Annotated in this window: 11 protein-coding genes and 1 pseudogene; 6 read left to right on the top strand and 6 right to left on the bottom strand. The window is 72.7% G+C overall.

Features of this window, described 5'->3' with window-relative positions; translation table 11 throughout:
• Positions 1 to 8: 8 nt before the first annotated feature.
• Both ABZ386_RS06665 and glyA read right to left on the bottom strand, forming a co-directional pair.
• Positions 9 to 1,229 (bottom strand): sarcosine oxidase subunit beta family protein, encoded by a 1,221-nt coding sequence (locus ABZ386_RS06665; protein ID WP_355720182.1) that lies wholly within the window; start codon positions 1,227 to 1,229, stop codon positions 9 to 11.
• Entirely contained in the window at positions 1,226 to 2,530 is a 1,305-nt protein-coding gene (gene glyA / locus ABZ386_RS06660) for a serine hydroxymethyltransferase (protein WP_358963932.1), read from the bottom strand. The genes ABZ386_RS06665 and glyA overlap by 4 nt, the downstream gene beginning before the upstream one ends.
• Before the next feature lie 95 nt (positions 2,531 to 2,625).
• On the opposite strand from glyA, the gene ABZ386_RS06655 reads away from it, so the two are divergent.
• Entirely contained in the window at positions 2,626 to 3,306 is a 681-nt protein-coding gene (locus ABZ386_RS06655; protein ID WP_351336966.1) for a GntR family transcriptional regulator, read from the top strand.
• A 54-nt stretch (positions 3,307 to 3,360) separates the two neighbouring features.
• Here ABZ386_RS06655 and ABZ386_RS06650 read toward each other — a convergent pair whose 3' ends face one another.
• Both ABZ386_RS06650 and ABZ386_RS06645 read right to left on the bottom strand, forming a co-directional pair.
• A complete protein-coding gene (locus ABZ386_RS06650) occupies positions 3,361 to 3,894 on the bottom strand; it encodes a hypothetical protein (protein WP_356617937.1) in 534 nt (177 codons plus the stop codon).
• Positions 3,895 to 4,221: 327 nt separating this feature from the next.
• Positions 4,222 to 5,127, bottom strand: a complete 906-nt coding sequence (locus tag ABZ386_RS06645; protein WP_356617938.1) for an SDR family oxidoreductase — start codon at positions 5,125 to 5,127, stop codon at positions 4,222 to 4,224.
• 225 nt (positions 5,128 to 5,352) lie between these two features.
• Here ABZ386_RS06645 and ABZ386_RS06640 point away from each other — a divergent pair, with 225 nt between their 5' ends.
• The 5 genes and pseudogenes from ABZ386_RS06640 (at position 5,353) to ABZ386_RS06620 (ending at position 10,406) form a co-directional block, all read left to right on the top strand.
• Entirely contained in the window at positions 5,353 to 6,666 is a 1,314-nt protein-coding gene (locus tag ABZ386_RS06640) for an ATP-grasp domain-containing protein (protein WP_358963927.1), read from the top strand.
• 16 nt (positions 6,667 to 6,682) lie between these two features.
• On the top strand, positions 6,683 to 8,725 hold the full coding sequence (locus ABZ386_RS06635) for a CocE/NonD family hydrolase (protein ID WP_358963924.1): 2,043 nt from the start codon (positions 6,683 to 6,685) through the stop codon (positions 8,723 to 8,725).
• A gap of 193 nt (positions 8,726 to 8,918) precedes the next feature.
• Positions 8,919 to 9,041: pseudogene (locus tag ABZ386_RS06630) on the top strand (NAD(P)/FAD-dependent oxidoreductase); the annotation flags it as partial.
• 310 nt (positions 9,042 to 9,351) lie between these two features.
• The gene (locus tag ABZ386_RS06625) at positions 9,352 to 9,762 is read left to right on the top strand and encodes a DUF779 domain-containing protein (protein WP_351336980.1); all 411 of its coding nucleotides are present in this window, start codon (positions 9,352 to 9,354) and stop codon (positions 9,760 to 9,762) included.
• Positions 9,763 to 9,878: 116 nt separating this feature from the next.
• Positions 9,879 to 10,406, top strand: a complete 528-nt coding sequence (locus tag ABZ386_RS06620) for a hypothetical protein (RefSeq protein ID WP_356670158.1) — start codon at positions 9,879 to 9,881, stop codon at positions 10,404 to 10,406.
• A gap of 24 nt (positions 10,407 to 10,430) precedes the next feature.
• Here ABZ386_RS06620 and ABZ386_RS06615 read toward each other — a convergent pair whose 3' ends face one another.
• Both ABZ386_RS06615 and ABZ386_RS06610 read right to left on the bottom strand, forming a co-directional pair.
• Positions 10,431 to 10,865: a glutaredoxin domain-containing protein gene (locus tag ABZ386_RS06615; RefSeq protein WP_358963921.1), complete on the bottom strand. Its 435-nt coding sequence runs from the start codon at positions 10,863 to 10,865 to the stop codon at positions 10,431 to 10,433.
• A 40-nt stretch (positions 10,866 to 10,905) separates the two neighbouring features.
• Complete coding sequence (locus ABZ386_RS06610) at positions 10,906 to 11,523, bottom strand: chorismate mutase (protein WP_351336986.1); 618 nt, start codon at positions 11,521 to 11,523, stop codon at positions 10,906 to 10,908.
• Positions 11,524 to 11,609: the final 86 nt, after the last annotated feature.

The raw sequence follows: 11,609 nt of genomic DNA, 5'->3' as shown, positions 1-11,609 counted from the left end.
CGGTCTCCTCAATGGGCCACGGCCGCCGCGCCGTGTTCGTCGATCAGGGCGCCCGTCGTGAAGCGTTCGAGGGCGAAGGGGGCGTTCAGCGGATGCGGCTCGCCGGTCGCGAGGGTGTGCGCGAAGGTCCAGCCGGCGGCCGGGGTGGCCTTGAACCCGCCGGTGCCCCAGCCGCAGTTGACGTAGAGGTTCTCGACGGGGGTGGCGCCGATGATCGGGGAGGCGTCCGGGGTGACGTCGACGATGCCGCCCCAGGTGCGCAGCACGTGCGCGCGGGCGAAGACGGGGAACAGCTCGACGGCGGCGGCCATCTGCTGCTCGATCACATGGAAGGAGCCGCGCTGCCCGTAGCCGTTGTAGGAGTCGACGCCCGCGCCCATCACCAGCTCGCCCTTGTGGGCCTGGGAGACGTAGACGTGCACGTGGTTGGACATGACGACCGTCGGGTGCACCGGCTCGTGCAGCTCGGAGACCAGCGCCTGGAGCGGATGGGACTGCACCGGCAGCCGGACGCCCGCCCGCTCGGCCAGCACGCTGCTGTGCCCGGCCGCCGCGAGACCGACCCGGCCCGCGTGGATGCGGCCGAGGCTGGTCTCGACGCCCACGACCCGGTCGCCGTCCTTGAGGAAGCCGGTGACCTCGCAGCCCTGGATCAGGTCGACGCCCAGCTCGTCGGCGCGGCGGGCCAGCGCCCAGGCGACGTGGTCGTGCTTGGCGATGCCGGCCCGGGGCTGGAAGGTGGCGCCGAGGACCGGGTAGCGGGTGCGCGGGGAGACGTTGAGGATGGGGCAGACCTTGGCGACCTCGTCCGGTTCGAGCCACTCGGCGTCGACTCCGTTGAGCCGGTTGGCGCCCACGCGGCGCACGCCCTCGCGGACGTCCTGGAGGGTGTGGGCGAGGTTGAGGACGCCGCGCTGGCTGAACAGGAAGTCGTAGTCCAGCTCCTCCGGGAGCCGCTCCCACAGCTTGAGGGCGTGCTCGTAGATGGCGGCGCTCTCGTCCCACAGGTAGTTGGAGCGGATGATCGTGGTGTTGCGGGCCATGTTGCCGCCGGCCAGCCAGCCCTTCTCCAGGACGGCGACGCGGGTGATGCCGTGGTTCTTGGCGAGGTAGTAGGCGGTGGCCAGGCCGTGGCCGCCCGCGCCGACGATGACGACGTCGTACGAGGAGCGCGGCTCGGGGGTGCGCCAGAGGAAGTCCGGGTGCTCCGGCAGCGGTTCGGCGGTCATGCCGCGGCTCCCTTCAGGTGGTCGTAGAGGGGGAAGGCGGCGGCGAGCTTCCCGACGCGGGCGCGCAGTTCGTCCTCGGCCCGGTCCCCCTTCAGGGCCTCGGCGATGATGTCGGCGACCTCGCGGAACTCCGTCTCGCCGAAGCCCCGGGTGGCCAGCGCCGGGGTGCCGATCCGCAGCCCCGACGACACCATCGGCGGGCGCGGGTCGAACGGCACCGCGTTGCGGTTGACGGTGATGCCGACGCGGTGCAGCCGGTCCTCGGCCTGGCGCCCGTCGAGTGCGGAACCGCGCAGGTCGACGAGGACCAGGTGGACTTCGGTGCCGCCGGTCAGCACGGTGATCCCGGCCTCGGCCACGTCGTCCGCCAGCAGCCGTCCGGCCAGGATGCGGGCGCCGTGCAGGGTGCGCTGCTGGCGCTCCCGGAACTCCTCCCCCGCCGCGACCTTGAAGGCGACCGCCTTCGCCGCGACGACATGCTCCAGCGGACCGCCCTGCTGCCCCGGGAACACCGCCGAGTCGATCTTCTTGGCGAGGTCGGCCCGGCTGAGGACGACACCGCCGCGGGGGCCGCCGAGGGTCTTGTGGGTGGTGGTCGTGACGACGTCGGCGTACGGGACCGGGTTCGGGTGCAGACCCGCGGCGACCAGACCGGCGAAGTGCGCCATGTCCACCAGCAGATACGCGCCCACCTGGTCGGCGATCCGCCGGAACGCGGCGAAGTCGAGCCGGCGGGGGTAGGCCGACCAGCCGGCGACGATCATCTTCGGCCGGTGCGCGCGGGCGAGCCGCTCGACCTCGTCCATGTCGACGCGCAGGTCGGACTCGCGCACGTGGTACGGCACGACGTCGTACAGCTTGCCGGAGTAGTTGAGGCGCATGCCGTGGGTCAGATGACCGCCGTGCGCCAGGTCGAGGCCGAGGATCGTGTCGCCGGGCTTGAGCAGCGCGGACATCGCGGCGGCGTTGGCCTGGGCGCCCGAGTGCGGCTGCACGTTGGCGTGCTCGGCGCCGAACAGCTCCTTCACCCGGTCGATGGCGATCTGCTCGACGACGTCGACGTGCTCGCAGCCGCCGTAGTAGCGGCGGCCCGGGTAGCCCTCGGCGTACTTGTTGGTCAGCACCGAGCCTTGGGCCTCCATGACGGCGGCCGGGGCGAAGTTCTCCGAGGCGATCATCTCGAGGGTCGACTGCTGGCGGTCCAGCTCGGCGTGGAGGGCGGCGGCGATCTCCGGGTCGAGTTCGCCGAGCGGGAGGGCGAGGGGGGAGGCGGCTGTGCGGGTCGACGGGCTGGTTGCCATCTGTGCACCATCCTGGTAGCCGACTAATGCGCAACTGATATATCAGACTGTGCGGTACGGTATGGGAGCTCGCCGGACAGGTCAAGGGGGCATTGATGCAGCAGCTGACGACCGAGCCCGGGCAGGGTGAGCGGGCGGGCGAGGAGCTGTCCCTCGCCGAGCGCGCCTACCGCGCCATCCGCGACCGCCTCGTCATGCTCGAGATCCGCCCGGGCGCGCCGATCCACGAGGAGCAACTGGCCCAGTCCCTCGGCGTCGGACGGACGCCGGTGCGCGAGGCGCTCAAGCGCCTCCAGTACGAGCGGCTGATCACGACCTACCCCCGGCGCGGCACCTTCGCCACGGAGGTCAACATCACGGACCTGGCCCACATCTCCGAGGTGCGCCAGGAGCTGGAACCGCTGGCCGCCGCCCAGGCCGCGCGGCGGGCCACGGCAGCGGACCGGGCCGCCCTGACGGCTCTGCGGCAGCAGCTGCGGGGCGCGGACTCCCGGCGGCAGGACGCCACCGCGCTCATGCACCTGGACCTCCGGGTGCACCGCGCGGTCTACGCCGCCGCGCACAACCCGTACCTGGAGGACACCCTCGTCCGCCACGACAACCTGGCCACCCGCATCTGGTGCCTGTTCCTCGACCGGCTCTCCGACATGGCCGGGCATGTGGAGGAGCACGGGCCGCTGATCGAGGCGATCGTCGCGGGCGAGCCGGAGCGGGCGGCGCGGCTCGCCCGGAGTCACGTCGAGGGCTTCGAACGGGCCGTCCGCGCGGCCATCTGAGACCGCGCCGCCACGGCTCGAACGTCCGGGCCGAGCAGCCGCTGCTCGCGCGGGTCACCGCCCGTAGGCGTCCCGGCGGGGCAGGGGGCCGACGTCGGAGTGGCGGCCCGGGCGGAGCGCGGCGTGGCGCTGCCCGGGACCGGGACCGGTGCGGGCCGCGAGGGCGTCGGCGACGGCTCCGGTGACGAAGGCGTAGACGGCCTTGTGCAGGACGTCGACGACGAGTTCCCCGCGGGGCCAGGTGGGGGGCGGGGCGCCGACTCCGGTCGCGTTCTCCAGGATCTGGTCGTTGGTGAGGCGGACGACGGTGAACTGGGCGGAGGCGACCGGTCCGCGCAGCCCCGCCTGGGACATCACCGAGCGCAGCACGCCGAGGAGGGCTGCCTGGCCGTAGTGCATGGCCCAGTTGAGCGACAGCGGCTGGGTGCCGGGGTGCTCGGGCATCCCGGTCAGACGCTGCAGCACCCGCGCGGGCACATGGGAGCCGGGCCGGCCGGTGACCGCCTGCTCGGCCTTCTCACCGAGGGTCATCACGACGCCGCCGGCGGTGCCGGCGAGGAGACCCTGCCACAGCGCGCGCCTGATCATGCCCGGCGAGTACCCGTGTGCACCGGGTTCACCCGCGGGGCTCGGGCACCCGGCGGTCCGCCCGCCCACGTCGGCCCGGCGGTCCGCGTCGCCCCGGCGGTCCCCGCTGCCGACGTCGCCCCGGTAGTCCGCCCGACCAGGTCGGCCCGACGGCCCACCCGCCCTCGCCGCCCCGGCGGTCCGTACCGCCGACGTCGCCCCGCCCACTCCCCCGGGCCCTCCGCGCAGCCCTTCACCGGGCCCTACGCGTGGCCCTCCGCCGGGCCCTCCGCGGAACCTCCCGCGAACCCTCTGCGGGCCTCGTCGCCGGGCTCTCGCCGGCCCCGGCTACCGCGTGTCCACGATGCCGCCGGTCACCGCGATGACCTCGCCGACCGTGTAGCTGGAGTCGGCGTCGGAGGCGAGGTAGACGTACGTGGGTGCGATCTCCTCCGGCTGGGCGGCGCGCTCCAGCGGGGCCTCGCTGCCGATCTGCGCGAGCCCGTCCGGCGGCATGTGCGGGTCGGCCTCGTTCAGCGGCGTCCAGGTCGGGCCGGGCGCCACGACGTTCGCGCGGACGCCCCGCTTGGCCAGGTGCACGGCGACGGACTTGGTCAGCGTGATCAGCGCGGCCTTGGACGCCGCGTAGTCGATCATCGTCGTGCTGCCCTTGAGGGCCTCTTCGGTCGCGGTGGCGATGACGGCGTCACCGGGCTCCAGGTGGGGCAGTGCCGCCATGAGCAGATGGAAGTACGCGTAGACGTTCGTCTTGAACGTCCGGTCGAAGTCCTCCGCGGTCAACTGCTCCAGTTCCAGCTTGCTGTTGAGGTACGCCGCGTTGCTCACCAGGATGTTCAGCCCGCCCAGCTCCGCGACGGTCCGCTCGACGGCCCGGCCGCAGAACTCCGGGTCGGTGAGGTCGCCGGGCAGCAGCAGACAGCGTCGGCCCTGCTCCTCCACCTCGCGCCGTACCCGCTCCGCGTCCACCTGCTCCTCGGGCAGGTGCACGAGGGCGACGTCGGCGCCCTCCCGCGCGTACAGCAGGGCCACGGCCCGTCCGATGCCCGAGTCGCCGCCGGTGATCAGCGCGGCCTTGCCCTCCAGCTTCCCGCTGGCCCGGTAGCGGCTCGCCCGGTAGCGCGGCGCGGTGCGCATGTCGGCCTCGATGCCGGGCCGCGGCTGCTTGTCGGAGTCGTAGGGCGGCGCCGGTTCGGACACGACCTGCGGTGCGGACTGTTCCTCCTCGTGATGCACGGCTTCCCTTTCTCCGGTGTCGTCCACGGCGCGGGCCGGCTCGTCCCGGTCCGCGCCGTACTTCCCCGCACCGCGTTCCCACCACAGCGGCGGCCATGTTCACCGTCTCGGAGAGCGGTCGCAAAGGACGGGCGAGGGGCCGGACCGGATTGCCGTCGGGCACGAGGGGTACTCCGACGATCTTGCAAACCCCGGCCGTTCGAGCCGGACAGCGGAAGGAGAGCCGTGTCTGACGAGACGGTCAAGAACGTCTTCGTGATCGGGCTCGACGAGGCCAATCTGCCCACGCTCCGGCAGGTCCCCGGAGCCGAACGGCTGCGTTTTCACCAGCTGTTGACCGTCGAGGAACTCCAGGTCGGCGAGGTGCACCTGCCCACGCTGCTGGACAAGGCGCAGAGCGTGCTGGACGGCTTCGACGGCAGCGTCGACGCGATCGTCGGCTACTGGGACTTCCCGGTCAGCACCCTCGTCCCGATCCTGAGCGAGCGCTACGGCACCCGCAGCACGAGCCTGGCGTCCGTGGTCAAGTGCGAGCACAAGTACTGGAGCCGGCTGGAACAGCGGAAGGCCACCGACCGGCACCCGCGCTTCGGCCGGGTCGACCTGTCGGCCGAACCACCCCGCCCGCCCGACGGCGTGCGGTTCCCGATGTGGGTCAAGCCCGCGCTGTCGTACTCCTCCGAACTCGCCTTCGGCGTCGCTGACGAGGAGGAGTTCCACAAGGCGGTCGCCGAGATCCGCGACGGCATCTCCCGCATCGGCCGCCCCTTCGAGCACATCCTCGAACGCGTCGACCTGCCGCCGGAGATGGACGGCGTGGGCGGCCGGGTCTGCCTGGCCGAGGAGTCGATGTCCGGCGTGCAGGTCGCCGTCGAGGGCTACGTCCATCAGGGCGAGGTGACGGTCTACGGCGTCCTGGACTCCATCAACTACCCGGACTCCCCCTGCTTCCAGCGCCACCAGTACCCCTCGACGCTGCCGGCACCGGTCATCGCGCAGCTCCACGACGTCAGCGAGCGCGTGATGCGGCAGATCGGCATGGACTCGGCCACCTTCAGCATCGAGTACTTCTACGACCCGCACACGCAGGAGATCAACCTGCTGGAGATCAACCCCCGGCACTCCCAGTCGCACGCCGAGTTGTTCCAGTACGTCGACGGCGTGCCCAACCACCACTGCATGATCAGCCTCGCCCTCGGCGACAACCCGCGCATGCCGCACCGCGAGGGCCCGTACGCGATGGCCGCGAAGTGGTACCACCGCTGGTTCACCGACGGCGTGGTGCGCCGGGTGCCGAGCCGCGAGGAGATCGACCGCATCGAGCGGGAGACCCCGGGCGTGCGCATCGAGGTGATCCCCGAGGAGGGCACCAGGCTCTCGGAGCTGCCCGGGCAGGACAGTTACAGCTTCGAGCTGGCGCACATCTACACCGGCGGGGCGGACGAGAAGGAGCTGCGCGAGAAGTTCGACCACTGCGTGGCCGCCCTGGGTCTCGTCTTCGACGACGCCCCGCCCGAGGCCGAAACCCCGCGAGAGTGAGGAGCACGTGGGTTCCATGCGTTACGTGACCAACCTGCCGTACGCGACGAAGGAAGAGGAGCACGTCACGATCCCGATGTCGGACGGGGTCCGGCTCTCCGCGCACATCTGGCGCCCCACCTCCTCGGACGACGAGCCGGTGCCGGCGGTGCTGGAGTACATCCCGTACCGCAAGCGCGATCTGACGGCCGTCCGCGACTCGGTCCACCACCCGTACCTCGCCGGGCACGGCTACGCCTGTGTCCGCGTCGACCTGCGCGGCACCGGCGACTCGGAGGGCGTGCTGCGCGACGAGTACCTGGAGCGGGAGCAGGCGGACGCCCAGGAGGTGCTGGCCTGGCTGGCCGAGCAGCCCTGGTGCGACGGCGCGACGGGCATGATGGGCATCTCCTGGGGCGCGTTCGCGGCGCTCCAGGTCGCGGCCCGCCGGCCGCCGAGCCTGAAGGCCATCGCCATCGCCTCCTTCACCGACGACCGGCACGCCGACGACATGCACTACATGGGCGGCGCCCTGCTGTCGGACAACCTGGCCGAGGCGGGCACCATGTTCGCCTACGGCACCTGCCCGCCCGACCCGGCCGTGGTCGGCGACCGCTGGCGCGAGATGTGGCACGAGCGGCTGGAGAACACCGAGCCCTGGGTGCTGGAGTGGCTGCGCCACCAGCGCCGCGACGACTACTGGCGGCACGCCTCGGTGTGCGAGGACTACCAGAGCGTGCAGTGCCCGGTGCTGGCGTCCAGCGGCTGGGCGGACGGCTACTCCAACGCCGTGACCCGGCTGCTCGGCCACCTCGACGTGCCGCGCAAGGGGCTGATCGGCCCCTGGTCGCACAAGTTCCCCCACCTCGGGGAGCCGGGGCCCGCGATCGGCTACCTCCAGGAACTCGTCCGGTGGTGGGACCACTGGCTCAAGGGCGTCGACAACGGCGTCATGGACGGGCCGATGCTCCAGGCGTGGATGCAGGACAGCGTGCCGCCCTCCACCTCGTACGAGGAGCGGCCGGGACGCTGGGTCGGCGAGCCGGACTGGCCCTCCCCGCACATCCGGCCCACCGCCCACCCGCTCACCCGCCACCGGATCGAGCCCCCGCGGGATGCGGCGGGCCAGGAGGTGCCGGACGGCGGGGCGGCGATGACCGTGAAGTCGCCCCTGTCCGTCGGCCAGTTCGCGGGCAAGTGGGCCTCCTACAACGCCCCGCCGGACCTGCCGTACGACCAGCGCGAGGAGGACGGCGGCTCCCTCGTCTTCGACAGCGAGCCGCTGACCGAGCCGCTGGAGATCCTCGGCTCGCCGAGCGTGGAACTCGACCTGTCGGTCAGCGAGCCGGTCGCCCTGGTGGCCGCGCGGCTGTCCGACGTGAGCCCCGACGGCGCCGCGACCCGTGTCTCCTACGGCATCCTCAACCTCACGCGCCTGGACAGCACGGAGTCCCCCGAGCCGCTGGAGCCGGGCCGCCGCTACCGGGCCACCATCCCGCTGAACGGCGTGGCGCAGGCGTTCCCGCCGGGGCACCGCATCCGGCTCTCCCTGTCCACGTCCTACTGGCCGCTGGCCTGGCCGCCGCCCAAGCCGGCCCTGCTCAGCGTCCACGAGCACTCCAGCACGCTCACCCTGCCGGTGCGACCGGTCGACGAACCCGACGAGGTGCCGTCGTCCCCGTTCGGCGAGCCCGAGGGCACTCCCCCGATCGCCACGACGCAGCTGGCGCCACCCGAGGAGCGCTGGGAGGTCAAGCGCGACCTGGTCGGCTACCACGCCGAGCTGGACATCGTGAAGGACCGGGGCACGGTCCGCTTCGAGGACATCGGCCTGGAGGCCGGCCGCCGCGCCCACGAGCGCTACACGGCGGTCGCCGACGACTTCACCTCGGCCGGCGGCGAGACCACCTGGACCATGAGCTTCCGGCGCGACGACTGGGACGTCCGGGTGGTGACCCACACCCGGCTCACCTGCGACGAGACGGACTTCTTCGTGGACGCGACCCTCGACGCGTACGAGGCCGACCGCCGGGTCTTCTCACGCACCTGGAACGAACAGGTCCCGCGCGACCTGCTCTAGACCGTCCGACGGCGTCTCACCGGAAGCTGTCAGCCCGCTCCGGTTCCGTACCGGTGGCCCGGCTTCCTCACGTCACGTCACATCACCGAGGTGATGCCAAGTCCGGCGTCCGGCCCTGCCCCGCCACCGACACCGCCGGGCCGCTGCCGAGGGCGGCCCCGTGCCCGGCCTCGGCGATCCGGTCGGTGGAGGGATGAGGCGCGTCGTGGTCGTCGGCGCCTCGGCCGCCGGTCTCGCGGCGGCCGAAACGCTGCGCCGGGAGGGCTGGGACGGCACACTCACCCTCGTCGGCGACGGAGCTGCGCCGAGGCCGCCGCGGTGGCCCGCCGGGCGAACGGCTGGCGGGCGCCCGGGCGGTCGGCGTGCCGCCCAAGGCCGTGCGGACCTGGCGGCAGGCCGTGGCGGGCGGGGCGACCAGGCGGGAGGCGGTGGAGGCCGACGGCACGACGGCCGCGTGATACGTCCGCCCCGCCCCGCCCGCACCGGCCAGCTCCACCCGCGCCTGCACCGGTCCGATCCGGTCCGTTCCGGTCCGATCCACCCCGCCCCGTCCGCACCGGCCCGTTCCGCTCCGCGAGGAGGTACGTTCGTCCGGGCGGGACACCGGTTCAGTCAGGAGGCAACGCATGACCACGCGCACAGCCCGGGTCGAACTGACGCCCGCCGCCGAGGAACTGCTGCGGCGGCTGACCGGCACGCACGGGCCGGTGATGTTCCACCAGTCCGGCGGCTGCTGCGACGGCAGCGCCCCCATGTGCTACCCGCGCGGCGAGTTCCGGGTCGGCGCCTCGGACGTCCTGCTGGGACGCGTGGCCGGGGACACGCCGTTCTGGATGAGCGGGGACCAGTACACGTACTGGTCGCACACCCACCTCACCGTGGACGTGGTCCCCGGGCGCGGCAGCGGCTTCTCCCTGGAGGCCCCGGAAGGCGTCCGCTTCCTGCTCCGCTCCCGCCTCCTCACCGACGAGGAACTGCGCCGCATCGAAACAGAACCACCGCTGCCGACCGGGGCGCATCCCGTCGAAGACCGGTGAGCAGCAGCGAAGTCCCTGACGACGCGGGTCTGGCGGCCATGCCGACGCGCCACGCCCCGCAGTTGCCCCGCCCCGGGATACACTCCTCCGCTCCACCCTGACCGGAGGTCACCTGAGTGTTACGCCCACGGCTACTGGCCGGCGCCCCGTCGGCTCTGGTGGTTCTCGCCCTGTCCGGCTGCTCCTCCCCCTGGGGCTGCACCGACACGACCGCGGAGCGTGGTGCGGCCGGGGTCAGGGTGCAGGTCGTGGACACGTCCGGGCGGCCTCTCGGCGTCACCGCCGAGGTCGTCGGCTGGCGCCTCGAGCCTCACCCGCAGGTGCCGTCCGAGGGCGACCGGGTCCACTTCCGCTACCGCTTCGACGGCGCCGACGAGAGTTCCGGCCCTGCGGTGGACGCCTGCGCGGTCGACAAGGAGCGCGTGGCGTTGGGGTGCCAGAGGGTCCATGCGTCCGAAGCGTTCGGGCCGGACGGTGACCTCACCGGCGACGACTGGCTCGACGTCGAGCACCCCGAGCGGGTGGCCGGAGTGCTGTTGATCCCCAATGACCAGTCCTACGACAGACGAACCTGCGAGCAGGACGTCAAGGACGGCGGCGGTCAGCATCCTCCGGAACCAGCCGTCATAGGGGACCAGTTGTAGGCCCTCCAGATGGCGCCCGGCACCTCACGGAGAGGAGAGCTGTTCGCGCACCCAGTCAGGCTCGGGGTTGGTGTGCGGCCGGCCCGCCACGAGGACGGTCGGCACGGTCTCATCGCCGTCATTGGCCGCCCTCACCGCTGCCGCTCCCGCCGGGTCACGCCAGATGTCCACCCAGTGCAACCGGCGGGCGCTACGGCCCAACCGGATGCGCAGTCGCAGGCAGTACTTGCAGCCCGGCCGCCAGAAGACGATGGGCCGGCCGTCGACCGCGCTGCGGCGTCGTGCCTCCGCCGCAGCGATCGACTTCGGGAAAACCAGGCGGGAGTTCACGCCCGCGAGCAGCACAGACACCAGCAGGAATACGGCGGCCGCGCCCGGGCTCCCGCCGAGGACCAGCCCGGTCGCAACGACGGAGCCGCAGAGCACGAGCAGCAGCGGCAGGATCCATGCGCGTGTCATGAAGACGCGGCCTGTCGATGAATAGACATGCTCCTCGAAGCTAAGCGGCGGCACACACCGACGGCAGCGCCCGCCCGAGCCCCTTCAAGTGCAGGGCGTCGAGCCGATGGTCGTAGGCGGACCAGCCGGCCGCGATGACCAGGCGCGGACCGCAGGACGGCAGGGCGCGGGCCTGCTCCGTCTCCGCCAGCGCGGCCAGCAGCTGCGTGGTGATGCGGTCCAGGGCCGGGCGGACCTCCTTCGCCAGGTCGGGCCGTTCGGTGGGGCGCTCGTCGGGGTGCGCGTCCCAGCGGGCGTACAGACCGCGCTGCACCAGCTTGTTCGCCTCGATCTGGTCCCGGAACACGGCGGCCACGGCATCCGGGTCGAGGCCGAGGCCGACGGCCCGGGCGCGGACGTCGTCCAGGATCTGCGCCTCACGCACCGGGTCGTCGATCGGCGTGTCCGTGCCGTACTTGGCGGCGGCGACCTTGTCGGCCAGCAGCAGCCGCTCCGCGACCAGTTCGGTGACGGTGGTCAGGCCGTGCGCGGCGGCGGCCGTGTGCGTCGCGGGAGCGGGCCGCTCGACGGCGGCGGCCGCCGGGGCGGCACTCCCGACGGCCAGGGTGGTCGCGGCGGCGAGCAGGGTGAGGGCCGACCGCAGTCGTTCAGGGCGCACAGGAGGTGTCCTTCCATGGGGGGGCAAGTCCCAACTTACCGACACCGCCTACCACATGGCGCGCCGAGGCCCCCCGGCAGACCACC

Source organism: Streptomyces sp. NPDC006140, assembly GCF_040628815.1.
Lineage (GTDB): Bacteria > Actinomycetota > Actinomycetes > Streptomycetales > Streptomycetaceae > Streptomyces.
This window is presented reverse-complemented; position numbering and strand designations above follow the sequence as displayed.